Genomic DNA, 23067 nt, shown 5'->3' with positions numbered 1-23067 from the left:
CGGTGGCCTACGGCGCGGCCACCGAGGACGCAACAGGCTTCGGGTCTCGGAACCGCGCGCGGTCTCCGACGCATAGCTATCCACACGGCGGGGATCTATGCCACCAACTCACTGGTCACCTCGTTAGATTGATGTAAAAACCAGCTCCGACCAGCGCCTTTCCGCTCCCAGATTTCTGGGGGCTCGGTTGCCACGAAACCGGGACAGTTGGGTACGCTGCGATGTCAGTACGACAAGTCCGTACGTCTCGTACACCACGCATCGAACATGGCGAGAACACATGGCTAAGCGCACTCCGTCCTCGGCGGCCCCGGAGTCCCCGGCGGCCCCGGCGCCCTCCGCGGGCCGCAGCCGCGACATCGGTATAGACCTCGGCACCGCCAACACCCTTGTCTACGCCCGCGGCCGCGGCGTGATCCTCGACGAACCCTCGGTCGTGGCGATCGACTCCCGCAGCGGCAAGGTGCTGGCGGTCGGCGCCGAGGCGCGGGACGCGGTGGGACGCACCCCCGGTTCGATCACCGCGACCCGTCCCCTGAAGGGCGGCGTCATCACGGACTTCGAGGCGACCGAGGGCATGCTGCGGCACTTCATCCGCGCCGCGCGCGGCGGCAAGGGGCCGGGGCGCGGGCGGGCGCCGCGCGTCGTGGTGTGTGTGCCGAGCGGCGTCACCGGCGTCGAGCGGCGCGCCGTGCTGCAGACCGCCGCGCGGGCCGGGGCGCGCTCGGTGCGGCTGATCGAGGAGCCCATGGCGGCGGCGATCGGCGCGGGCCTGCCCGTGCACGAGGCCCGCGGCTCGATGGTCGTCGACATCGGCGGCGGCAGCACGGAGATCGCCATCATCTCGCTGGGCGGCATGGTCGCCACCCGCTCCGCGCGCGTCGCGGGCGACGCGCTGGACGCGGCCATCGCGGCGTACGTGGAGCGCGAGTTCGCGATCGCCGTGGGCGAGCGGACCGCCGAGGAGATCAAGATGTCGCTCGGCGGCGACGAGCCGGTGCGGGTGCGGGGGCGCGACAAGAACACGGGCATGCCGAAGGTCGTCGAGCTGACGAGCGAGGAGATCCTGGAGGCCGTCGAGAAGCCGCTCCAGGCGATCGTCGACGCCGTGCGCGGCGCCTTCGACGACTGCCCGCCCGAGCTGTACGGGGACGTCATGGAGCGCGGCATCGTCCTGACGGGCGGCGGCGCGCTGCTGCACGGGCTGGACGAGCGGCTGGTGAAGGAGACCGGGATGCCGGTCGTCGTCGCCGACGAGCCGCTGGGCTGCGTGGCGCTGGGCACGGGCCGGTGCCTGGAGGAGTACGACAAGCTGGACAACGTCTTCGCCGCGTGACCTCGGCCGTGCCGGCTTGCCCCGTGACCTCGGCCGTGCCGGCCCGCCCCGTGACCTCGGCCGTTCCTGTGTCTCGCCGCCATGCCGGGGCACAGGGGCCTCTCCCGTATGCGCGACCATAGGCGTATGGCTACACATGTGATCACCGGTGCCGGGTCCGGCATCGGGGCCGGGGTCGCCCGGCGGCTGCTGGAGCGGGGCGACACGCTCCACCTCGTCGCCCGCGACGCGGCCCGCGCGAAGGAGCTGGCGGCGGAGTTCGAGGGCGCGCACACGCTCGTCGGCGACCTGGGGGAGCCCGGCAGGCTCTCCTGGGCGTTCGGGCACCAGACGATGCCGGAGCGGGTCGACTCGCTGCTGCACATCGCGGGGGTGGTCGAACTGGGCGCGATCGGCGAGTTCACGCCCAAGCACTGGAATGCGACGCTCGCCGCGAACCTCGTGGCGCCCGCCGAGCTGACCCGTCTCTTCCTGCCGCAGCTCCGGCAGGCGGGCGGCCACGTCGTCTTCGTCAACTCGGGCGCCGGGCTGCGCGCCAACCCGCAGTGGGGGGCGTACGCGGCCAGCAAGCACGGGCTGAAGGCCCTCGCCGACGCGCTGCGCGGCGAGGAGGCCGAGCACGGCGTGCGGGTCACCTCCGTCTACCCGGGCCGCACCGCGACGCCCATGCAGGAGAAGATCCACCGCCAGGAGGGCAAGGACTACGACGCCGGGCAGTGGATCCCGCCGGAGGCCGTCGTCACGACCATCCTCACCGCGCTCGACCTGCCGCGCGGCGCCGAGGTCACGGACCTGTCCGTACGTCCGGGCGGGCGGGGCACCGCGTGAGCGGAGGGGACGGAGAGGAACGGCGGTTCCCGTGGGGGCCCGCCGCCGCGTCCGGCGTGGGCTCCATGCCCGGTACGGACGTGCGCGAGGCCGTGAAGACGGTGACCGGCTCGCTGGAGGGGCCGCCCCATCTGCCGTACGTGCCGGAGCTGCCCGCGCGCGGCCCCGGCGCGGACATGCTGGGCCGCACGGCCGGGATGCTCGCCGAGATGTACGTCCACCAGGAGCCCAGCGGCTGGCGGATCAGCGACCGGCCGGGCCGGGACACCCGGCGCGCGCGGACGTGGCTGGGGGAGGACCTCGACACGGTCGAGGAGCTCACGCAGGGCTACGAGGGCCCGCTGAAGGTCTCCGCCGTCGGCCCGTGGACGCTCGCCGCCGCGCTGGAGCGGCGCAACGGCGAGGCGATGCTGGGCGACCCCGGCGCCGTCCGCGACCTGGCCGGCTCGCTCACGGAGGGCCTCGGCGCGCACCTCGCGGACGTACGCCGCAGGGTGCCGGGCGCGACGCTCGTACTCCAGCTCGACGAGCCGTCGCTGACGCCGGTGCTCCAGGGCTCCGTCCGCACGGCCAGCGGCTACCGGACGTACGACGCCGTGGACCGCGCCGTCGTCGAGGGCACGCTGCGGGGGCTCGTGGAGGCGCACGCGGGGCCCGTGGTGGTGCACTCGTGCGCGCCCGGCGTGCCGGTGGCGCTGCTGCGCCGCGCGGGCGTCGCGGGGATCTCCCTCGACGCCGGACTGCTCACCGAACGTGACGACGAGATGATCGGTGAGGCCGTCGAGGGCGGTGTCGCGCTCTTCGCGGGTGTCGTACCGGGAGCCGGGGACGACGAGGGGGCATTGTCAGACCCGGCCGGTAGCGTCGGGGGTGTCAGGTCGTTGTGGCGCAGACTCGGGCTGGCCGCGGGGCTCCTCACGGAGTCCGTGGTCGTCACCCCGGCGTGCGGTCTCGCGGGCGCCTCGCCCGCGTACGCCCGCCGGGCGCTCGCCCACTGCGCCCAGGCTGCGAGATCGCTCGCTGACAACCCTGAGTGACCCCATAGAGCGTGAGTCATCCGGGCGCGCGGTGTCGAAAGGGAGACCGCGCGCAGGCCCTGAGGTACGAAGGGCCGAGCACGGTCGACCGTCGACGCCGCGTAAGGCGCCCGGATGACTCTGAGCGGGAATGAGGAGGACCAACGGTGGCTGGCGAACAGGACGTGACCGTTCCCGCCGAGGCGCGGGAGAAGCACGCACGGCTCGCGGAGCAGATCGAGGAGCACCGCTTCCGGTATTACGTGAAGGACGCCCCGATCGTCAGCGACGCCGAGTTCGACCGGCTGCTGCGCGAGCTGGAGGGCATCGAGGAGGAGCATCCGCCGCTGCGGACGCCGGACTCGCCCACCCAGAAGGTCGCGGGGCAGTACGAGACGGAGTTCACCGAGGTCGCGCACCGCGAGCGCATGCTCTCGCTGGACAACGCGTTCGACGACGACGAGCTGGGCGAGTGGGCCGACCGCGTCGCCCGCGAGCTGGAGGGCGTGGACTACCACTTCCTGTGCGAGCTGAAGATCGACGGCCTCGCGGTCAATCTCACGTACGAGCACGGCAGGCTGACCCGCGCCGCCACCCGCGGCGACGGCCGTACGGGCGAGGACATCACGCCCAATGTGCGCACGATCGGGGACATCCCCGAGCGGCTGAGCGGCGACCGCGTTCCGGACCTGGTGGAGGTCAGGGGCGAGGTCTTCTTCCCGATGGAGCGCTTCGAGGAGCTGAACGCGGGCCTGGTGGCCGACGGGAAGGCCCCGTTCGCCAATCCGCGGAACGCGGCGGCGGGTTCGCTCCGCCAGAAGGACCCGCGCGTCACCGCGACCCGCCCGCTGCACATGGTCGTGCACGGCATCGGCGCCCTGGAGGGCTTCGGAGGAGACGGGTTCGACCGGCTCTCGCACGCGTACGCGCTGCTGCGCGAGTGGGGCCTGCCCACCTCGACGCACAACAGGGTGGTGGACGGCCTGAAGGGCGTCCGCGACTTCATCGCGTATTACGGCGAGCACCGGCACTCCGTCGAGCACGAGATCGACGGCGTCGTCGTCAAGCTCGACGAGATCCCGCTCCAGGGCCGCCTGGGCTCGACCTCGCGCGCCCCGCGCTGGGCCATCGCGTGGAAGTACGCGCCGGAGGAGGTCAACACCAAGCTGGTCGACATCCGCGTCGGCGTCGGCCGCACCGGCCGCGTCACGCCGTACGCGGTGGTGGAGCCCGTCACGGTCGCGGGCTCCGAGGTCGAGTTCGCCACGCTGCACAACCAGGAGGTCGTCAGGTCCAAGGGCGTCTTCATCGGCGACACGGTCGTGCTGCGCAAGGCGGGCGACGTGATCCCGGAGATCCTGGGCCCGGTCGCGGACCTGCGGGACGGCAGCGAGCGCGAGTTCGTGATGCCGTCCGAGTGCCCGGAGTGCGGCTCGAAGCTCCAGCCGATGAAGGAGGGGGACATCGATCTGCGGTGTCCCAACGCGCGCTCGTGCCCGGCGCAGTTGCGCGAGCGGCTGTTCTATCTGGCGGGTCGCAAGTGCCTGGACATCGAGCACTTCGGCTATGTCGTCGCCAGCGCCCTCACCCAGCCCGTGGAGCCCGCCGAGCCGCCGCTGCGCGACGAGGGCGGCGTGTTCGACCTGACGGTGGACGACCTGCTGCCCATCGTGGCGTACGTCGTGGATCCCGACAGCGGCCTGCCCAAGCGGGATCCGGAGACGGGCGAGGAGAAGACGGTCACCCTCTTCGCCAACAAGGAGGGCGAGCCGAAGAAGAACACCCTGGCCATGCTGGAGAAGATCCAGGAGGCCAAGAGCCGCCCGCTGGCCCGGATCATCACCGGGCTCTCCATCCGCCATGTGGGCCCGGTCGCGGCGGAGGCGCTGGCCCGCGAGTTCCGCTCGCTGGACCGGATCGCGGCGGCCGACGAGGCGGAGCTGGCGGCGACCGAGGGCGTGGGGCCGACGATCGCGGCGTCCCTGAAGGCCTGGTTCGCCGAGGACTGGCACCGCGAGATCGTGGAGCGCTGGCGGGCCGCCGGGGTCCGGATGGAGGAGGAGGGCTCGGCCGACGAGGGGCCGCGCCCGCTGGAGGGCGTCACCGTCGTCGTCACCGGCACCCTCGCGACGTACACCCGGGACGCGGCCAAGGCGGCGCTCCAGGAGCGGGGCGCGAAGGTGACCGGTTCCGTGTCGAAGAAGACGGGATTCGTCGTCGTGGGCGACAACCCCGGCTCGAAGTACGACAAGGCGGTCCAGCACAAGGTGCCGATTCTGGACGACGACGGGCTCACCGTCCTGCTGACGGAGGGGCCGGACGCCGCGCGTGAGGCGGCACAGCCGGTCGGGGAGCAGGCGGAGTAGCGGGGTCCGACGAGAAGGGGCGAGTCCGGGACATTCCGTAACGCCCGTGTGCGGCGCCGTCTTTCGGACACGGGCGCCGCCCCTTCACACCCGTCCCCCCGTTTTCCGTACCCCGGTGGGCGAAGGTTGCCCCGGACACCCGTACGGTGCGGGGGAGATGGGCCCCTCCGGGAAGGGCGCATTCAGGCAACCCCGGCCGATCGCTGCCCCTCCGCCCAGTCAGCGGCCTACTGTTGACATAAGCCTGTCGTGGCGTGGGGCAGGCGAGGACGGCTGCGAGAGGGACCAGGATGCTGGAATTCTCCGGGGGATCGCACCCCCCGTACTCCCGCCTGCCCTCGGACGGCAGCGGCGCGAAGAACGCGCGCGGAGCGGGCGGAACGGGCAGCGGAACGGGAGCCGGAGCCCCGGGGGCGGGGACCGGCGTGGGCGGGAGCGGCGCGGGCGGTATGGGCGACGGGACGGGTGGCGGCGCTGGAGGACACGGCGGCGCGGGCGGTGGCGTCTGCTCCGGAGGCGAGGAATCGCCCTGGCTCCAGCGGTTCGTGGCCCTGCGCCCGCCGCTGCTGCCCGCCGGAGTCGTGCTCGCGGCCGGCCTCGCCCTCCTCGTGGGCGTGTACCGGGTGCTGACGGGCGGTCACGCGCTCTTCCCCGACGGTGCCGTCGGCTGGTCGTTCGCCGTGCTCACCGGCTGCATCGTCGCGCACCTCGTGGCCATGGGCCGCGACCGCTGGTGGGGCGGCACGGGCTCGGGCGCCGCGCTCACCCTCGCCATCCTGCTGCTGTACGGGTGGGTGCCCGCGGTCCTCGTCTCCCTCGCGGTCGTCGTGCTCGTCGGCGCGGCCCGGCGGCACCGCTGGCGCCAGGCCTTCGTGCACGGCGGCATCGACATCCTCGGCATCGGCGCCGCCGACCTGTGCCTCGCGCTCTTCGGCACCCACCCCTCGGTCGAGGACCCGTGGGAGCCCGCGGGCTGGACGCTCGCCGCCGCGCCGCAGATCGTGCTCGTCGCGGGCGGCTATCTGGCCGTCACGCGCGCCCTGCTGTGGTTCTCCTTCGCGCCGAGCGCGACGCCGAGGGGCCTGTCGCACGCGATGCGCACCGCGCTGGTGCGCCAGTGCCTCGTCGGCATCGCGCTGCTCGGGCTCGCGCCGCTGATCGCGGTCGTCGCGGCCCACAAGCCCCTGCTGCTCCCGCTGTTCGCGGTGGCCCTGATCGCCCTCGACTCCACGCTGTGGATCGCGCGCGCCCGCGCGGAGGAGCAACTGCGCGACCCGCTCACCGGCCTGCCCAACCGCCAGTGGCTGCTGGAGCGCACGTGGGCCGCGCTGGACGACGCCGACCGTACGGGGGCGCGTTCCGCACTCGTTCTGATCGACCTCGACCGCTTCCGTTCCGTGAACGACACCCTGGGGCATCTGGCGGGCGACCGGCTGCTGCTGCAGATAGCGGAGCGGCTGCGGGCCGCGCTGCCGCGCGGCGCCGAGGCGGCGCGGCTGGGCGGCGACGAGTTCGCGGTGCTGCTGCCCGTCGCCGACTCCACGACCAGCGCGCAGCGCGTCGCCCGCTCGCTGGTCTCCGCGCTCAGCTCCCCGCTCGACCTCGACGGGCTCACGCTCGTCCTGGAGGCCAGCGCGGGCGTCGCCGTCTTCCCCGAACACGCGCGCGAGGCCGAGGGCCTGCTGCGCCGCGCGGACGTCGCGATGTACGAGGCGAAGCGCGACCGTACGGCCGTCGAGGTCTACGAGGCGACGCGCGACGGCAACACCCCCGACCGGCTCGGGCTCCTGGCCGACCTGCGCCGCGCCCTGGACGCGGGCGAGGTCGAGCTGCACTACCAGCCGAAGGTCGGCTTCGACGGCACGGTCTCCGGGCTGGAGGCCCTGGTGCGCTGGGTGCACCCCGAGCGCGGCCGGGTCCCTCCCGACGAGTTCATCGCCATCGCGGAGACGTCCGGGCTGATGCCCCGGCTCACCGAGTACGTCCTGGAGACCGCGCTCGCCCAGGTCGCCACCTGGCGCGCCGGCGGGCTGACGGTGCCGGTCGCCGTCAACGTCTCGCCGCGCGACGTCCACTCGCCCGGCTTCGCCGGTGCCGTCGCGGCGCGGCTGGCGCGGCACGGGGTCCCGCCCGGCGCCCTCCAGTTGGAGATCACCGAGCATGTGCTGCTGGAGGACCCGCAGCGCGCCGCCGACACCCTCGCGGGGCTCACCGGGCACGGCGTGAAGATGTCGCTGGACGACTTCGGCACGGGCTACTCCTCGCTCGTCCATCTGCGGCGGCTGCCGGTGAGCGAGCTGAAGATCGACCGTTCGTTCGTGGCGCGGCTGGCTGTGGACACCGAGGACGCGGAGATCGTCCGCTGCACCGTCGACCTGGCGCACTCGCTCGGGCTGCTGGTCGTCGCCGAGGGCGTCGAGGACGACGAGACGTGGGAGCGGCTGCGGGACCTCGGCTGCGACGCGGTCCAGGGGTGGCTGGTCGCCGCCGCGATGCCGCCCGGTGAGACGACGGCCTGGCTCCGGGCCCGCGAGGCTCCGGCCCGGACACAGCTCCCCGGACCCCCGGCGCGCACGTCGTAGCGCACCCCGCCCCCGGCCCCTGTCCCCGCTGCCCGGGGCGGCGGGGGCTGGGCAAGACCGCCGTCGTACGGAACCATGGTGCGTTCGTCTGCCAGAACGACACTCGGGGGAGTACCACCATGGCGGCTTCAGAGCCCACGCATGCCATCCGGCCGGAGGCCGGCGCTCAGGGGGACGCGCCCCGGACGGGGGCACCGCGCCACCTGATGGCGTATCTCGTCGCCGGGACACTGCTGTCGGTCGTCGCGCGGCTCCTGATGAGCTGGACCGGTTACGGGTTCACCTGGGGACACACGGACGCGGGGGACTTCCTGCGGGCGCTGTACGACTCGAACGAGCGCGTGGACCCGGGGCTGCTGACGGCGTACCAGTGGTCCTTCGCGGGCGCGCTGACCGCGGTCGGCGCGCTCGCCCTCGCGAACCGCAGGGCGGGCCGGAGCGGGGCGCTGCTGCTCGCCTCCGTGCTCGTGCTGGTCGCGGTGCGGGAGCTGGTGGGCCTCGTCGTCGACGACAACGACTTCAGGGACCGCTACTTCGGCGGGACCGGCCTCGCCCTCCCCGTCGTCGCGAGCTGGATCCTCGCCCTGCTGGCCGCGGTGGCGGTCCTGGCCGTGCTGCTGCGGGCCGCCGAACGTCCGGCACCGGGCGCCGGACGTGCCGCGCGCGGCCCCGGCGCCGTCCGCTATCCCGTCGCGGGCGCGCTGCTGCTCGTCCTGGGGCTGATCTCGCTGGGCTGGTTCGTCCACAACCTCGTCCAGGCCGAGTCGCGGCGGGGCGACCTGCTGCGCGACGTGGTGGACGCCTCCGCGCTGGGCTACTCGTCGTTCGCGGGCGACTTCCAGGTGTTCGAGGTCGCGTACATGGTGGCGGCCTTCGTGCTGGGCGTGCTCGCGCTGCTGCGGCGGCCGGGAGTGCGGGGCGCGGCCTTCACGCTCATGGGCATCCAGTTCTACCTGGTCGCGCGGACCGTCATCGGGCTGACGCTCGCCGACTCCTCGAACCTGCGCAACGGCCTGGTCGACCCGGACGGCGAGCCCGTGATGACCTGGGATTACCTCTTCAGCACGACGCAGGGCACGCTGAGCGGCCTGACGAACATCGCCATCGCGGTGATCGCCCCGGCCGTGTGCGCGCTGCTGTTCCGCGCCCCCGAGGCGGCCCCGGAACGGGCGGGCGCCGACGGCTTCCGTACGGATGCCGTCCCGGCACCCGCCTTCGGGCCGCCGCCGCCCGCCGGTCCGGGGTGACGCGCCCGGCCTCCCGGGCTCGGCGTCCTACGCGTCCCCGTACACCCGTCCGTCCTTCAGGGTGAAGTGGTCCGTGGGGGAGCAGCCGATGGACGGGGTGACCAGGAGGCTCACCTCGATCGGGGCCGGGTTGGTGGAGCCCGCGGTGAAGCGGCAGACGGCCGCGTCTCCGGTGAGCGGGTGCCAGAACCAGCCGCCGACCTCGCCGATCGTCACCCTGTCGGTCTCCTTCCACGCGCCGGTCGAGTGTCCGTAGACGGTGAGACGGACGCTCGCCGCGTACGGGTCGCCGGTGTCGCGCAGCGCGGTGAGGGTGAGCCTGTAGTCGTCGCCGAGGGTGGTCGAGGCGATCTGCTTCGTCTCGACCTTCTTGGCGGCCGGGGCGGGCGGAGCGGCCGCGGCGTCCGGCGCGGCGGTCGCCCCGGGAGCCGCGGCGAGGGTCGTCGCCGCGGCGGCGGCGACGGCGAACGTGAGAGCGGTGGTCCTGATGCGCTTCATGCTTCCCCCAGTGAAGAGATATGTCTCGCTTTCTGGGACAACCGAGGCATGTCCATGGTTGTACCGGAGGAGCCACGGGCCTCGCGGCAAAGCCCTTCGCGGGCATCGAGCGGGGACCCATAGGATTGGGGCGGAAAATCCAACACTCACCCCAGAGGATCGCTGCATGCCTGGCATCTCGCGCGAGGAGGTCGCCCACCTCGCGAAGCTGGCGCGTCTGGAGCTGAAGGACGAAGAGCTCGACCACTTCGCCGGACAGCTCGACGACATCATCGGGGCGGTCGCCGCCGTCTCGGATGTCGCCGACGAGGACGTTCCGCCGACCTCCCACCCGCTGCCCCTGACCAATGTGATGCGCCCGGACGAGGTCCGTCCGGGTCTCACCCCGGCGCAGGCCCTCAATCAGGCGCCCGCTCAGGAGCAGCAGCGTTTCAAGGTGCCGCAGATCCTCGGGGAGGAATGACGACCATGGCCACCGACATCATCAAGCTGACGGCCGCCGAGCTCGCCTCGAAGATCGCGAGCGGCGAGCTGTCCGCCGTCGAGGTGACCGAGGCGCACCTCGCGCGTATCGAAGCCGTGGACGAGAAGGTCCACGCGTTCCTGCACGTGGACCGCGAGGGCGCGCTGGAGAAGGCCCGCGAGGTCGACGCCAAGCGGGAGCGCGGCGAGAAGCTGGGCCCGCTCGCCGGGGTGCCGCTCGCGCTGAAGGACATCTTCACCACGCAGGGCGTCCCGACGACCGTCGGCTCCAAGATCCTTGAGGGCTGGATCCCGCCGTACGACGCGACGGTCACCCGGCGTCTGCGCGAGGCCGACGTCGTGATCCTCGGCAAGACCAACATGGACGAGTTCGCCATGGGGTCCTCGACCGAGAACAGCGCGTACGGCCCGACGGGCAACCCCTGGGACCTCACCCGGATCCCCGGCGGCTCCGGCGGCGGCTCGTCCGCCTCCCTCGCCGCGTACGAGGCGCCGCTCGCCATCGGCACGGACACCGGCGGCTCGATCCGCCAGCCCGCGGCCGTGACCGGCACCGTCGGCGTGAAGCCCACCTACGGCGGGGTCTCGCGCTACGGCATGGTCGCCTTCTCGTCCTCCCTGGACCAGGGCGGCCCCTGCGCCCGTACGGTGCTCGACGCCGCGCTGCTGCACAGCGTGATCGGCGGGCACGACGAGCTGGACTCGACCTCCATCGACCAGCCCGTCCCGGACGTGGTCACCGCCGCGCGGAACGGGGACGTGAAGGGCCTGCGGGTCGGCGTCGTCAAGGAGTTCCGCGGCGAGGGGTACCAGGCGGGCGTGATGCAGCGCTTCGACGAGTCCGTCGAGCTGCTGCGCGAGCTGGGCGCCGAGGTCGTCGAGATCTCCTGCCCGTCCTTCACCAAGGCCCTCGCGGCCTACTACCTGATCGCCCCCTCCGAGTGCTCCTCGAACCTCGCCCGGTTCGACGCGATGCGCTACGGCCTGCGCGTCGGCGACGACGGCACGCACTCGGCGGAGGAGGTCACCGCGCTGACCCGCGAGGCCGGGTTCGGCGACGAGGTCAAGCGCCGCGTCATGCTCGGCACGTACGCGCTCAGCTCCGGCTACTACGACGCGTACTACGGCTCGGCGCAGAAGGTCCGCACGCTGATCACCCGTGACTTCGAGAAGGCGTTCGAGCAGGTGGACGTGATGGTCTCGCCGACCACCCCGACCACCGCCTTCCCGATCGGCGAGCGCGCCGACGACCCGATGGCGATGTACCTCGCCGACCTGTGCACCATCCCGTCCAACCTGGCGGGCAACGCCGCCATGTCGCTGCCCTGCGGGCTCGCGCCCGAGGACGGGCTGCCGGTGGGGCTCCAGATCATCGCCCCCGCCCTGGCCGATGACCGGCTCTACCGTGTCGGTGCGGCGGTCGAGGCCGCCTACCAGGCACGTTGGGGTCACCCGCTGCTTGAGGAGGCACCGTCGCTGTGAGTGGAAAGCTGAGCAAGGCCAAGGACTTCAAGAAGTCGAAGCCCGGCACGTACCTGTCCATCGGCACCACGCTGTTCGGCGCCGTCAGCGTCGCGAAGCAGGCCAAGAAGGCGCGGCTGGAGGGCGACAAGCTCCAGCTCGTCGACGCGGTGGTGTCCGCCGCCGCGATCGCCACGGGTGTCGCGCTGCTCGTCCGCGAGCTGCGCCGTATGAGCGCCGACGACGTCCTCGCGGACGACTGAGTCCCGCGGACGACTGAGAAAGGTGAGCTTTTCCCGTGACCACCGTCACTGAACTGGTGTCGTACGACGACGCGCTGGAGTCCTACGACCCCGTGATGGGCCTCGAGGTCCACGTCGAACTCGGCACCAGGACCAAGATGTTCTGCGGCTGCTCGACCGAGCTGGGAGCCGACCCGAACAGCCAGGTCTGCCCGACCTGCCTCGGCCTGCCCGGCGCGCTGCCGGTCGTGAACGCGACGGGCGTCGAGTCCGCCGTGCGCATCGGCCTCGCGCTGCACTGCTCGATCGCCGAGTGGTGCCGCTTCGCCCGGAAGAACTACTTCTATCCGGACATGCCGAAGAACTTCCAGACCTCGCAGTACGACGAGCCCATCGCGTACGACGGCTACCTGGACGTCCAGTTGGAGGACGGCGAGGTCTTCCGCGTCGAGATCGAGCGCGCGCACATGGAGGAGGACACCGGCAAGTCCACGCACGTGGGCGGCGCGACGGGCCGTATCCACGGCGCGTCCCACTCCCTGCTCGACTACAACCGCGCGGGCATCCCGCTGATCGAGATCGTCACCAAGCCCATCCAGGGCGCGGGCGAGCGGGCCCCCGAGGTCGCCAAGGCGTACGTCGCCGAGCTGCGCGAGCTGATCAAGGCCCTCGGCGTCTCCGAGGCCCGCATGGAGCAGGGCCAGATGCGCTGCGACGTCAACCTGTCGCTGCGGCCCAAGGGCGTCGAGAAGTTCGGCACCCGGAGCGAGACGAAGAACGTCAACTCGCTCCGGTCCGTCGAGCGCGCCGCGCGCTTCGAGATCCAGCGCCACGCGGCCGTGCTGTCGTCCGGCGGCACGATCGTCCAGGAGACCCGCCACTTCCACGAGGAGGACGGCTCGACGACGCCGGGCCGTGTGAAGGAGGAGGCGGAGGACTACCGCTACTTCCCCGAGCCGGACCTGGTCCCCGTGGCCCCGTCCCGCGAGTGGGTCGAGGAGCTGCGCGGCACGCTGCCGGAGCTGCCGAGGGTCCGCCGCAACCGCCTCCGCGAGGAGTGGGGCATCTCCCAGCACGAGATGCAGTCGGTGCTGAACGCGGGCGCGGTGGACGTCATCGTCGCCACGACCGAGGCGGGCGCCGACGCCGCCTCGGCCCGCAAGTGGTGGATGGGAGAGCTGGCGCGCAGCGCCAACGAGCAGGGCGTCGACCTGACCGCGCTGCCCATCACGCCGGAGCAGGTCGCCCGGGTCGCGGCCCTGGTGTCCGAGGGCTCGCTCAACGACAAGCTGGCCCGCCAGACCATCGAGGGCGTCCTCGCGGGCGAGGGCACCCCGGACGAGGTCGTCGAGAAGCGCGGCCTCAAGGTCGTCTCCGACGAGGGCGCGCTCGGCACCGCCGTGGACGAGGCGATCGCGGGCAACCCCGCCATCGCCGACAAGATCCGCGGCGGCAAGGTCCAGGCGGCCGGCGCGCTGGTCGGCGCCGTCATGAAGGCCACCCGGGGCCAGGCGGACGCGGCCCGCGTCAAGGAGCTGATCCTGGAGAAGCTCGGCGTCGAGGGCTGAGCCCCCGGCACGCCGCCCGACGCGGAGGGGCCCCGCACTTCGGTGCGGGGCCCCTCCGCCGTCTTCTCCGCTCAGCGGCGTCGGCCGCGGAACAGCCGGTCCAGGGAGAGGGGGCCGGGTCCTGTGCAGACGAGCAGCAGGAACGCCCAGCAGTAGAACGCGGCGATCTCCCCGCCGTTGTCCAGGGGGATCAGGCCCTCGGGCGCGTGGGTGTCGAAGTACGCGTAGGCCATCTCCCCGGAGCAGAGCAGGGCCGCCGTACGGGTACCGACGCCGAGCATCACCAGCGTCCCGCCCACGAGTTCGATGACGGCCGCGTACCAGATGGGCCAGGCGCCCGTGGCGGCGGTGTCGACCTCGGGCCCGGCCGCCGGGCCGATGACGCCGAAGAGCGAACCGAGGCCGTGACAGGCGAAGAGCAGCCCGACGACGATACGGAAAAGAGAGAGGACGTACGGGTGTGCCGTGTCGATGCGCCTGATGAGCGCGGCGGACCGTTCCGGTAACGGGGCGCTGGACTTGGTGGGCTCGGTGGGCGAGGTGGGATGCATGGGCCGTCTCCCTGTAGGGGCCGGGCGGGTGCGCGGGAACCGCTGTGCCGTTCCCCACTCTCGCCCGGGCCCCCACCGCCACGCGTCGTACGGCCGACGACCGCTGTTCTACTCCGCGAGGAGTACGGCGTCAGCGCGAGTGCGGCTGCCAGGCGTTGCCCTGGTTCTGGCCGCGGGCGCCCTGCTGGCCCATGCCGTACTGGGCGCGGACGCCGCCGCCGATCTCCGCGCCCTGGGGCGGCAGGAGTTCGCTGGGCTGGACGAGGGCGTAGCCGTGGCCCATGAAGGAGAGTTCCCAGCCCTCGCCGGTGCTGCCGCGGCGGCGCCATACACCCTGGGACGAGGTCTGGGCCTGCATCTGGACGCGGAGGGACGAGGACCAGGCGACGACCGCGTCCGAGTCGGCGTTGACGTACGTGTCCGGGGTGACGTTCAGCAGGAGGGGCTGGCCTGACGTCATCAGGGCGACCTGGCCCCGCCCGGTGATGTTGAGGTTGTACGCGCCCGTTCCCGAGATGCCGAACTGGCTGTCCACGGAGATGATCTCGTGGTGCAGCGTCGAGTCCATGGCCAGGACGTACGAGGCGTCCACCGTCAGGCCGTCCTGGTCGACGTCCACGACGTGCACGTACTGGGCGAGGTTGGCGAGATAGACCGTTCCCTGGCCCGAGCAGCGCATCAGCGGAAGCTGCTCGCGCTGCGGGCCCCGGCGCCTGCCGCCGCCCTGGAACTCCGCGTCGAACTCCAGCAGACCCTGGTAGGCGACCATCGCGCCCTTGCGGGCCAGCACATCGTCGTGGCCCGTGAGCTGGACGCGGAGGAGCTGGGGGTTCTGGACGGCGTACCGGTCCTGGGTCTGGACCTCGGCGTATCCGAAGAGTGAGCTCTGCATGGCGGTTCTTCCCTCCCCCGTCAGCCCCGGACCCGGATGCGGTCCGTGCTGTCCTCGCTCGGCTGGACGACCACGAACCCCTGTCCGGAGAACGCGATCTGGTACGCCTCGCCGCTGCCGCGCCCGATGAGCGCCCCGGCCTTCATGCTGCGCTTGCCCTTCATCTTCAGCCCGCTCGACCAGGCGACGAGCGCGTCGGGATCGACGTACGTCTCGTCCTCGCCGCGCCCGCAGTCCACGACGACCGGCGCGCCGCGCGAGGTGAGCGCGACCCAGCCGGTGCCCCGGACGCCGACGTTGAAGAGGCCCTGGCCGGCGAACTTGGCCAGGCCCTTGACGCGCTCGACGCCCCACTGGAGGTGCGCGTCGAAGGCGAGGAGGTTGGTGCCGTTGACGGAGAGCGACTCCTCGTTGAGGTTCACGCAGACGACGTCCGCGCCGTAGTCCGCGAGGTAGAGCAGGCCGTCGCCGCGGCAGAGCATCAGCGGGTTCTGCTCGCCGGTGAGCCACTGCGAGGCCATCTGCCGTACGGCGGGCGGGTTGGGCTCGTACTGGACGAAGCCCTCGTAGGCGACCATCGAGCCCGGCCGCGCGAACAGGTCCTGGCCGGACTGCATCGCGACCTTGACCATGTGCTGGCCGTGGTTCTGCATACGGGCGGTGACCGGTGCGGCCGCGAAGCCCGCGAGTGCTGCTGGCTGGTTCATGTGGTGCTCCCTCAGGCCCCTCATACCTCGTAAGGCTGGACGACGATGAAGTTCCCGGGGGCGCCGCGGAACTGGAGGTTCACGGTCTCGCCGCTGTGCCCGGGATAGGCGTTGCGGTGCAGCCGGACCTGGCTGGAGATGACGACCTGTGCCGCCGCCGACCACGCCACGACGGCCTGAGCGTCGGCGAACGTGGTGGGGGTGACGGGCAGGACGACCGGGGTGCCCTGCGTCTTCACGATGACCGTGCCGGTGCCGCTGAACTGCATGGTGAACAGCGCGCCGCCGGGGATGCCGTGGCCCTCGATGCGGCGGACCTCGTGCTGGAGCGACTCGTCGAACGCGAGCACGTTCTCGGCGGAGACGCAGAGGCCGTCGCCCTGCAGCTCGACGGGGTGGACGTGCGCGTTCTTCTCGGCGAAGAACACCTGGCCGCGGCCGGTGCAGCGCATGAGCTGCATCTCCTGGCCCGTCGCGTTCCCGACGACACGTCCCGTGAACCCCGCGCCCTTGTACGAGAAGTCGACCTTGCCCTGGTACAGCACCATGCTGCCCTGCTTGGCGAGGACGGGCTGGCCGTCGATGCCGATGTCGGCGCGGACGAGGGCGTGGTTCTGGAGCGTCCACCGCTGGCCCGTCGGGACCTCGCGGTACTTCTCCAGGGCCGCGCCGATACCGGCCGCCGGTCCCTGCGGGATCTGCGGGGCGGCGTGGCCCGGGCCGGGGCCGGGGGCCCCTGGCGCGGGCTGCTGCGCGAAGGGGTTCGTGAGCTGCTGCCCGGGGGGCTGCGCGGCCTGCGGTGGTTGCTGCTGCGCCGCGAACGGGTTGCTGGGCGCCTGAGGTGCCTGCGGGGCCTGGGGTGCCTGCGGTGCCGGGGGCCGCTGTGCCTGCTGGGGCGGGAACGGGGTGTTGGGCACCGCCGGGCCGCCCGCCGGGGCCGGGCCGGGCGGCGGCGGAGGCTGCGGCACCTGGACGGCCGGCCCTTCCGGCCCGCTCGGCATGGCCACGGTGGGCGCACCGTGCACGTCGGGCTGCGCGGGCTGCTGGGGCTGCGCGGGCTGGGGCGCCTGCGGGGCCGGGGCCGGAGCGGGTGCCGGGGCCGGTGCGGGGGCCTGGGCCTGCGGTGCCGGTGCCTGGGCTCCCGCGGGCGGGGCGAAGCCCGGCGCGGGCTGCTGCGGCGCGCCCCCGCCCGGCGGCGCGAACCCGGGTGCCGCGGCCTGCTGCGGGGGCTCCGGCTCCTGCTCCTCGGCGACCTCGCCGCCGAAGTTCTTCAGCAGCGCGTCGAGGCCGCCGTCGAAGCCCTGGCCGATGGCGGCGAAGCGCCAGATGTCGTCCTTGCGGTAGAAGTCGCCGAGCATCACGGCGCGTTCGGTCGTGAACTCCGAGCCGTCGAACGCGTAGCGCGCGACCTCCTCGCCGCCCGCGACGATCCGGATGTACCCGGGCCCGACCTGGGACATCTGCCCGGCGCCGTCGAGCGCCGCGGTGAACGACAGGCGCTGCACCTGCGCGGGCACCCGGTCCAGCGTGACGCGGAACGACTCGGTGTCCCCGGCCTGCGCGCCGAGGAGCTGGAGCGACTCCTCGGGGGACTTCGGCTGGTTGAAGAAGATGAAGTAGCGGTCGTCGGACAGGCGCTCCTGCCCGTCCAGACCGAAGCAACTGATGTCGAAGGCCAGTCCGGGCCCGGCGATCTGCACGCCGACGTACAGGTCCGTGCCCGCCGTCAGATCACTGACCTTGGCCTTGTGGCCGCGCTGCAATTCCCTGGGCATACGTAACGACGTCCCCCATCCCGTGGTGCGTGTTCGGCGTGCTGCTGCCGTCGTGACGTCGTGCCGTCGTACGCGACCGCCCGGTCCGACAGTGCCCACAGGCTAACCGGTCCCCGCGCGGGCGCTGCCGTGTGTGTGTCAGGCCCGTCGGCGCGAGGCCGTCCAGAGCCAGACGGAGAGCGCGAGGGGGACCACGGTCTGGACGCCGTGGACGACGCGCCAGGGCATCAGGCCGCCGGGGTCGGCGAAGACCATGATCAGGTTGAGCACGAGGATCACGGCGGCGGTGAGCGCGGTCGTCACGGCCTTCTGGACCTTCGTGAAGCGCGGGGTCAGCCACAGCAGGACGATGCCCCCGATCCGCAGCACCGAGGCCAGCAGGCCCATGTCGAAGACCAGGCCCACCGGGGTGGCGAGGGCGAGCACGAGGGGTGCGATCCACGGTTCGATGTTCGCCCGCTGTGCGAGCGTGGGCGGCGCCGGTGCCGACGGCGGGGCCGTGACGCCCGCCTCGCCCAGCGCGGTTGCCGCGATGGTGCGGGGGTCGCCGAGTTCGCGCAGGACCTCGCGTATCGCCGCGTCGCCCTGGTCGCCGCGCTCGGCGAGGGTGACCTCGATGTGCTCGGCGAGGTCGGCGAGCAGCTCCTGCCTGCGCTCGGCGGGCAGGGCCGACGCCTCGCGCTCGACCGCCGACAGGTACTGGTGGACCGCGGTGTGCTCGCCGGTCTTCATGGTGCTTCTCCTGGTACGTGGGGGGAAGGTGCGGGGGAGGTGAGGAAGCCGTCGACGGCGTCGCGGAAGCCCGGCCAGATCTCCGCGAACTCGGCGAGGGCCGCGCGCCCCGCGTCCGTCAGCTCGTAGTAGCGCCGGGGCGGTCCCGAGGTGGACTCGCGCCAGGTCGTGACGACGAGTTCGTCGCGCCGCAGCCGGGAGAGCAGGGGATACACGGTGCCCTGGCTCGTCGCCAGCGCACCGCTCTCCTCCAGCTCGCGCAGCAACTCGACCCCGTACCGGGGGCCGTCGCGCATCAGCGCCAGCACGCAGAATTCGAGCACGCCCTTGCGGAGCTGGCTCTCGGCCTTGCCTCCGGGGCGGTTGCTCGCCTTGCCTGGTTCCATGCAATGCACAGTACCTTGCGGCCTATGGGTAACGGAAGCCGCCGTCCCTCATCCCCTGCGCCGTCGCCAGTACGCCACCGTGACCGCGCCCAGCAGCGGTCCCCACAGGAGGAGCGGCAGGTAGCAGGCGTAGAACACCGCCTCGCTCCAGCCGCCCGCGACGCCCGGGTAGTCGTCGGGGACGGGCTCGCCGCGGATCGTCCTGCCGGCGAACTCCGTGACGAGCGTGAGCACGGTCCACAGGAACGTCAGCGCCACGGCGCCCAGCGCCCCCGGGATCACGGCGGCGGCGGTCGGGACGCGGCGGCCGCGCAGGAAGGGGACCCAGCGCGGGAACACCTCGCCCCAGGAGGCGATCAGTCCGACGGCCGTGAACGCCAGCGCCTCGGAGAGCAGGGAGAGGAGGACGACGTACACCGGCGTCGGCAGCCACGCCGGGAGGCTGCCGCTGCCGGGGTCGTCCCCGCCCAGTCCGGGGAACAGGACGGCGACGCGCCACAGGCTCGACGGGAGAACGGTCAGCGGTACGGCGAGGGCTGCGGCCCGTGCCCAGCGGGGGACGCCGGGGACGGGGGCGTGCGCGGCCCGCCAGGCGGCGCGGAGCCGCCCCGTTCCCGGTGAAGGGGCCTTCCGGGGCGGTGTGTCGGTCGGTGCGGTCGTCACGTGCGGTCTCCTTCGGGGGCCACCCGGACGCGTGCGGTCCGGGGCTCCTCGAAGGTCGCAGCGTGCCCCGCCCCCGCGCGTCGCCCGCCGGGGCCAACCGGCCTCCGCCGCGCGGCGGAAGAGGGGCCGCCCGGAGGAGGAGGGTCAGGCCGTTCCCGGGTCCTCTGCCGCCCCCAGGTCCCCTCCCGCCCCCGGGCCCTCTCCCGCCGCCCACTCCGTGACCGTCAGCGCGTCGCCCACCCGGAGCGTTCCGCCGCGCAGCACCGAGAACTTGGTGCCGAAGGTGACGCCGCCGCCCGCCTCCCTCGGGTTCCGCCGGTACGTCGCGAGGGTGCGCAGGGGTTCGGGGCCCCCGCGGGCGCCGGTCGCCGGGTCGACCAGGGTGACGGCGCAGCGGATCGCGGGCTTGGCGTACGCCAGCTCCGTACCGGCGATCGTGGCGCGGCGGACGCCGTCCTCGCGGTGCGGCTCGGGCCAGCCGTCGACCACGATGTTGGGCCGGAAGCGCGCCAGGGGCAGCGGGGCACGGCCCGCCTCCTCGATACGGGAGTTGAGGCCGTCGAGCGAGGCGCGGGAGAGGAGGTGGACGGCGCCGCTGTCGGCGTAGCCGGAGGTGCCGGGGGTGAGGCCGTCCGTCACCCGGTCGTGGTCGCGCGGCACGCGCACCAGGCGGCTCGGCGTGCCGAGGAAGTCCGAGAGCCAGGCGGCGACTTCGTCGCCCTGGTCGATGCCGCGGAAGGGGGCGCCGAAGAGGTCCACCGCGCGGGCGGGCGAGTCGGTGTCCACCTCGGTCTTCACCGGGCTGCCCGTGCCGCGCGCGTCGAGCGTGAGCAGCGCTCCGTCCTCCGTGATCTCCGGGCGGATCAACGCCAGGGCGGGGTGGCGGCGTTGGGTGCGGTAGACCCCGTTCTCGTCGGTGACCATGAACGCGCGGTCGTGCGCGAGCCCTGCCGGGCCGAGCGTCATCTCCCGTGCCGCGACTCCGGCACAGCCTTTGACGGGGTACGTGATCAGTTCCGCGACGGTGACCATGGGCTCACCGTAATGCGCCCCCGGGTGTCCCGGTGTCCCGGCTCCCCAGTGCCCCGGCGCCCGGGTGCCCACCCCTCACGCGGCGGGCCCGCACGCACGGGAGGCGCGGTCGATCTCGGTGGCGAGGTGATGGGCGCGGTGCGTGAACCCCGCCAGGCGGACAGTACCGCCGTCGGGGAGGCGGATCAGGCAGCGGACGTCGCGGCCCATGGCGCGGGCCGTGAAGCCGCCGGCGAGCCGGTGCCGGACGACAGTCATGTCCCGCCAGGGATACGTGCGTTCGACCCCGTTCCGGCGGTGCGCGAGGCCGCCCCGGTGGACGCGGAAGAGCGTCCCGCGCTGCCGTGCGTACTCCCGCAGCACCCACGCTGCCTGCGTCAGCCCGATGAGGCCGAGGCCCAGGAGCACGAGGGGGATCCGATCGGCGCCGGTGCCGCCGAGGCGGCCCGGCGCGAGCGCCAGGCCCGTCCCGCCGCAGAGGAGGGCGAAGGCGAGGGAGCAGACCCCGCCGGTGAGCGCGCGCCGCGCCTCGACGGGGTGCTCGCTGACGACCTCGCCGAGCCACTCCCCGTCCACGGCACGCGTCATGGGCTCCATGCTGCCGGAACCGCGCGGGGCGCGGGGGAGGTGTGGCTCACTCCCTCGTGTGGGTTCCCACGTGGATTTGTGTGGGCTAGGGTCTCGGGCTGAGGGCGCGGTCGCGTGCCCTGGCTCGTGCTCCTGGAGGGTTCCCGTCATGACTGACCTGATCAGTGCCGATCTGGTGGACACCGACCTGCCCGCCACCGACCGCCGTGCGGCTGTCCGGCTGCTCGCCGGGCGGCTGCGCGACGCGGGGCGGGTGACCGATCTGGACGGCTTCCTCGCCGACGTCGAGGCGCGCGAGGCGCAGGCGGCGACCGGGCTCGACGGCGGCGTCGCGATCCCGCACTGCCGGTCCGCGCACGTCACCGCGCCCAGCCTCGCCTTCGGCCGGGTCCGGGAGGGCGGCATCGACTTCGGCGCCGCCGACGGCGTCCCCGCCGATCTGGTCTTCCTGATCGCCGCGCCCGAGGGCGGGGACTCCGAGCACCTGAAGATCCTCGCCGCGCTCGCCCGCCGCCTCGTGCGCCCCGCGTTCACGGGGGAGCTGCGGGCCGCCCAGGACGCCGAGGCCGTCGCGGCGTTCGTGCGGCAGGAGGTGACGGTGCCGTGAGCGCCGCGCCGCAGACCTCGGCGGGGGAGTCCCGGGAGGAGGGGACGGGCGGGGCGCGCATCGTCGCCGTCACCGCCTGCCCGACGGGCATCGCCCACACGTACATGGCCGCCGAGGCCCTGGAGCAGGCCGCCGCCGAGGCGGGCGTCCGTATCGCCGTCGAGACGCAGGGCTCGGCGGGCGCCGAGCCGGTCGCCGACGAGGTCATCGCCGCCGCCGACGCCGTGATCTTCGCGGCCGACGTGGAGGTGCGCGACAAGGACCGGTTCGCGGGCAAGCCCACCGTGCAGGTCGGCGTGAAGAACGCGATCAGCGACGGGGCCGGGCTGATCGCGCGGGCCGTCGCCGCGATCGGGACCGAGCGGCACGAAGAGGCCCGTACGGAACGGGAACCCGCGCCCGCCGCCGAGCCGCCCCAGGGGGAGGGCCGGGGAGCGCAGTTGCGGGGCTGGCTGATGACCGGGGTCAGCTACATGATCCCGTTCGTCGCCGCGGGCGGCATCCTCATCGCGCTCGGCTTCGCCCTGGGCGGGTACGAGATCGACAAGGCCGCCGCCGTCACCGAGCACTTCGACTGGACCGAGCTGAAGAGCTGGGCCGCGCTCTGCTTCCAGACCGGGCAGTTGGCCTTCGAGTACCTCGTCCCGGTGCTGTCGGGCTATATCGCCTTCGCGATGGCCGACCGCCCGGGCCTCGCGCCCGGCATCGTCGGCGGCGCGGTCGCGGTCGCCGTCGAGGCCGGGTTCCTCGGCGGGCTCGCCGCCGGTCTGATGGCGGGCGGCCTCGTGCTGTGGCTGCGCAAGCTGAAGATCCCCGCCGCGCTGCGGGCGATCATGCCGGTCGTCGTGATCCCGCTGCTCGGCTCGCTGGTCGTCGGCGGGCTGATGTTCACCGTCGTCGGCAGGCCCATCGCCTGGGCGCAGGAGGGGCTGACCGACTGGCTCAACAGCCTCAGCGGCGGCAACGCGCTGCTCCTCGGCGCCGTCATGGGCATCCTCTCCGCCTTCGACATGGGCGGCCCGGTCAACAAGGTCGCCTACACCTTCGGCGTCGCGGGCCTCACCACCGGCACGGACGGCGCGTTCAAGGTCATGGGCGCGGTCATCGCGATCAATGTCGTCCCGCCGCTCGCCCTCGCGCTCGCCACCACCGTCCGCAAGTCCCTCTTCAGCAGGGCCGAGCAGCAGAACGGCAAGGCCGCGTGGGTGCTGGGCTTCTCCCAGATCACCGAGGGCGCGCTGCCGTTCGTCGCGCTCGATCCGCTCCGGGTGATCCCCGCGTGCATGGCCGGGTGCGCCACGACCGGCATGATGACGATGGCCATCGGCACGCCCCTGCGGGCCCCGCACGGCGGCCTGTTCGTCACGCCGCTGGTGGGCAGCCCGTTCCTGTGGCTGCTGTCCATCGCCGTCGGGGTGGCGGTCGCCGCGCTGCTCGTGATCGTGCTCAAGAGCACGACGCGCCGCCGGGCCGCCGTCCAGGACGCGTGAACGAACGGAGAGTGCCG

The 23067-nt window shown here is 73.1% G+C and carries 20 protein-coding genes and 1 pseudogene; 11 read left to right on the top strand and 10 right to left on the bottom strand.

From position 1 onward, the window contains the following. The first annotated feature begins 280 nt into the window (after positions 1-280). The 6 genes from mreB (at position 281) to ABD343_RS35565 (ending at position 9375) form a co-directional block, all read left to right on the top strand. Entirely contained in the window at positions 281-1336 is a 1056-nt protein-coding gene (mreB, locus tag ABD343_RS35590; protein ID WP_344534282.1) for a rod shape-determining protein, read from the top strand. A gap of 126 nt (positions 1337-1462) precedes the next feature. Further along, entirely contained in the window at positions 1463-2164 is a 702-nt protein-coding gene (locus ABD343_RS35585) for an SDR family oxidoreductase (RefSeq protein ID WP_344534281.1), read from the top strand. Between the two features lie 65 nt (positions 2165-2229). Continuing rightward, positions 2230-3201 (top strand): methionine synthase, encoded by a 972-nt coding sequence (locus ABD343_RS35580; RefSeq protein WP_344534494.1) that lies wholly within the window; start codon positions 2230-2232, stop codon positions 3199-3201. A gap of 146 nt (positions 3202-3347) precedes the next feature. After that, complete coding sequence (gene ligA, locus ABD343_RS35575) at positions 3348-5546, top strand: NAD-dependent DNA ligase LigA (RefSeq protein WP_344534280.1); 2199 nt, start codon at positions 3348-3350, stop codon at positions 5544-5546. A gap of 290 nt (positions 5547-5836) precedes the next feature. Next, complete coding sequence (locus ABD343_RS35570) at positions 5837-8128, top strand: putative bifunctional diguanylate cyclase/phosphodiesterase (RefSeq protein ID WP_344534279.1); 2292 nt, start codon at positions 5837-5839, stop codon at positions 8126-8128. 119 nt (positions 8129-8247) lie between these two features. Further along, complete coding sequence (locus ABD343_RS35565; protein ID WP_344534278.1) at positions 8248-9375, top strand: hypothetical protein; 1128 nt, start codon at positions 8248-8250, stop codon at positions 9373-9375. Between the two features lie 27 nt (positions 9376-9402). Here ABD343_RS35565 and ABD343_RS35560 read toward each other — a convergent pair whose 3' ends face one another. After that, a complete protein-coding gene (locus ABD343_RS35560) occupies positions 9403-9873 on the bottom strand; it encodes a hypothetical protein (RefSeq protein WP_344534277.1) in 471 nt (156 codons plus the stop codon). 166 nt (positions 9874-10039) lie between these two features. Between ABD343_RS35560 and gatC the strand changes: the two genes are divergently transcribed. The 4 genes from gatC to gatB are packed head-to-tail and all read left to right on the top strand — an operon-like array spanning position 10040 to position 13627. Next, positions 10040-10336: an Asp-tRNA(Asn)/Glu-tRNA(Gln) amidotransferase subunit GatC gene (gene gatC / locus ABD343_RS35555; protein WP_344534276.1), complete on the top strand. Its 297-nt coding sequence runs from the start codon at positions 10040-10042 to the stop codon at positions 10334-10336. After that, the gene (gene gatA / locus ABD343_RS35550; protein WP_344534275.1) at positions 10333-11838 is read left to right on the top strand and encodes an Asp-tRNA(Asn)/Glu-tRNA(Gln) amidotransferase subunit GatA; all 1506 of its coding nucleotides are present in this window, start codon (positions 10333-10335) and stop codon (positions 11836-11838) included. The genes gatC and gatA overlap by 4 nt, the downstream gene beginning before the upstream one ends. After that, positions 11835-12080: a hypothetical protein gene (locus ABD343_RS35545; protein WP_344534274.1), complete on the top strand. Its 246-nt coding sequence runs from the start codon at positions 11835-11837 to the stop codon at positions 12078-12080. Before gatA ends, ABD343_RS35545 begins: the two co-directional genes overlap by 4 nt. 35 nt (positions 12081-12115) lie before the next feature. Beyond that, on the top strand, positions 12116-13627 hold the full coding sequence (gene gatB, locus ABD343_RS35540; protein WP_344534273.1) for an Asp-tRNA(Asn)/Glu-tRNA(Gln) amidotransferase subunit GatB: 1512 nt from the start codon (positions 12116-12118) through the stop codon (positions 13625-13627). Between the two features lie 71 nt (positions 13628-13698). On the opposite strand, the gene ABD343_RS35535 is transcribed toward gatB, so the two are convergent. The 9 genes from ABD343_RS35535 to ABD343_RS35495 form a co-directional block, all read right to left on the bottom strand. Next, entirely contained in the window at positions 13699-14178 is a 480-nt protein-coding gene (locus ABD343_RS35535) for a DoxX family protein (RefSeq protein WP_344534272.1), read from the bottom strand. A 130-nt stretch (positions 14179-14308) separates the two neighbouring features. Beyond that, on the bottom strand, positions 14309-15070 hold the full coding sequence (locus ABD343_RS35530) for an AIM24 family protein (RefSeq protein ID WP_344534271.1): 762 nt from the start codon (positions 15068-15070) through the stop codon (positions 14309-14311). Positions 15071-15090: 20 nt separating this feature from the next. Next, entirely contained in the window at positions 15091-15777 is a 687-nt protein-coding gene (locus ABD343_RS35525) for an AIM24 family protein (RefSeq protein ID WP_344534270.1), read from the bottom strand. Between the two features lie 20 nt (positions 15778-15797). After that, positions 15798-17552, bottom strand: a complete 1755-nt coding sequence (locus ABD343_RS35520) for a TerD family protein (protein ID WP_344534269.1) — start codon at positions 17550-17552, stop codon at positions 15798-15800. Between the two features lie 138 nt (positions 17553-17690). Continuing rightward, positions 17691-18284, bottom strand: a complete 594-nt coding sequence (locus tag ABD343_RS35515) for an HAAS signaling domain-containing protein (RefSeq protein WP_344534268.1) — start codon at positions 18282-18284, stop codon at positions 17691-17693. Next, on the bottom strand, positions 18281-18670 hold the full coding sequence (locus tag ABD343_RS35510; protein ID WP_344534267.1) for a PadR family transcriptional regulator: 390 nt from the start codon (positions 18668-18670) through the stop codon (positions 18281-18283). The genes ABD343_RS35515 and ABD343_RS35510 overlap by 4 nt, the downstream gene beginning before the upstream one ends. Positions 18671-18718: 48 nt before the next feature. After that, positions 18719-19333: a hypothetical protein gene (locus ABD343_RS35505; protein ID WP_344534266.1), complete on the bottom strand. Its 615-nt coding sequence runs from the start codon at positions 19331-19333 to the stop codon at positions 18719-18721. Positions 19334-19477: 144 nt separating this feature from the next. Next, positions 19478-20365: an MOSC domain-containing protein gene (locus ABD343_RS35500; protein ID WP_344534265.1), complete on the bottom strand. Its 888-nt coding sequence runs from the start codon at positions 20363-20365 to the stop codon at positions 19478-19480. 75 nt (positions 20366-20440) lie between these two features. After that, complete coding sequence (locus ABD343_RS35495) at positions 20441-20953, bottom strand: hypothetical protein (RefSeq protein WP_344534264.1); 513 nt, start codon at positions 20951-20953, stop codon at positions 20441-20443. Between the two features lie 148 nt (positions 20954-21101). Here ABD343_RS35495 and ABD343_RS35490 point away from each other — a divergent pair. After that, positions 21102-23050, top strand: a pseudogene (locus ABD343_RS35490) (PTS fructose transporter subunit IIABC). Positions 23051-23067: the final 17 nt, after the last annotated feature.

Origin of the sequence: Streptomyces albiaxialis (genome assembly GCF_039530985.1) — a bacterium.
Classification (GTDB): Bacteria; Actinomycetota; Actinomycetes; order Streptomycetales; family Streptomycetaceae; genus Streptomyces; species Streptomyces albiaxialis.
Note: the sequence above shows the minus strand (reverse complement) of the source record. Positions and strands in the feature narration are given on the sequence as shown.

Coding starts and splice junctions, on each gene's coding strand:
- mreB (WP_344534282.1), top strand. CDS start 281: ATGGCTAAGCGCACTCCGTCCTCGGCGGCCCCGGAGTCCCCGGCGGCC.
- ABD343_RS35585 (WP_344534281.1), top strand. CDS start 1,463: ATGGCTACACATGTGATCACCGGTGCCGGGTCCGGCATCGGGGCCGGG.
- ABD343_RS35580 (WP_344534494.1), top strand. CDS start 2,230: ATGCCCGGTACGGACGTGCGCGAGGCCGTGAAGACGGTGACCGGCTCG.
- ABD343_RS35570 (WP_344534279.1), top strand. CDS start 5,837: ATGCTGGAATTCTCCGGGGGATCGCACCCCCCGTACTCCCGCCTGCCC.
- ABD343_RS35565 (WP_344534278.1), top strand. CDS start 8,248: ATGGCGGCTTCAGAGCCCACGCATGCCATCCGGCCGGAGGCCGGCGCT.
- ABD343_RS35560 (WP_344534277.1), bottom strand. CDS start 9,873: ATGAAGCGCATCAGGACCACCGCTCTCACGTTCGCCGTCGCCGCCGCC.
- gatC (WP_344534276.1), top strand. CDS start 10,040: ATGCCTGGCATCTCGCGCGAGGAGGTCGCCCACCTCGCGAAGCTGGCG.
- gatA (WP_344534275.1), top strand. CDS start 10,333: ATGACGACCATGGCCACCGACATCATCAAGCTGACGGCCGCCGAGCTC.
- ABD343_RS35535 (WP_344534272.1), bottom strand. CDS start 14,178: ATGCATCCCACCTCGCCCACCGAGCCCACCAAGTCCAGCGCCCCGTTA.
- ABD343_RS35530 (WP_344534271.1), bottom strand. CDS start 15,070: ATGCAGAGCTCACTCTTCGGATACGCCGAGGTCCAGACCCAGGACCGG.
- ABD343_RS35525 (WP_344534270.1), bottom strand. CDS start 15,777: ATGAACCAGCCAGCAGCACTCGCGGGCTTCGCGGCCGCACCGGTCACC.
- ABD343_RS35520 (WP_344534269.1), bottom strand. CDS start 17,552: ATGCCCAGGGAATTGCAGCGCGGCCACAAGGCCAAGGTCAGTGATCTG.
- ABD343_RS35515 (WP_344534268.1), bottom strand. CDS start 18,284: ATGAAGACCGGCGAGCACACCGCGGTCCACCAGTACCTGTCGGCGGTC.
- ABD343_RS35510 (WP_344534267.1), bottom strand. CDS start 18,670: ATGGAACCAGGCAAGGCGAGCAACCGCCCCGGAGGCAAGGCCGAGAGC.
- ABD343_RS35500 (WP_344534265.1), bottom strand. CDS start 20,365: ATGGTCACCGTCGCGGAACTGATCACGTACCCCGTCAAAGGCTGTGCC.
- ABD343_RS35495 (WP_344534264.1), bottom strand. CDS start 20,953: ATGACGCGTGCCGTGGACGGGGAGTGGCTCGGCGAGGTCGTCAGCGAG.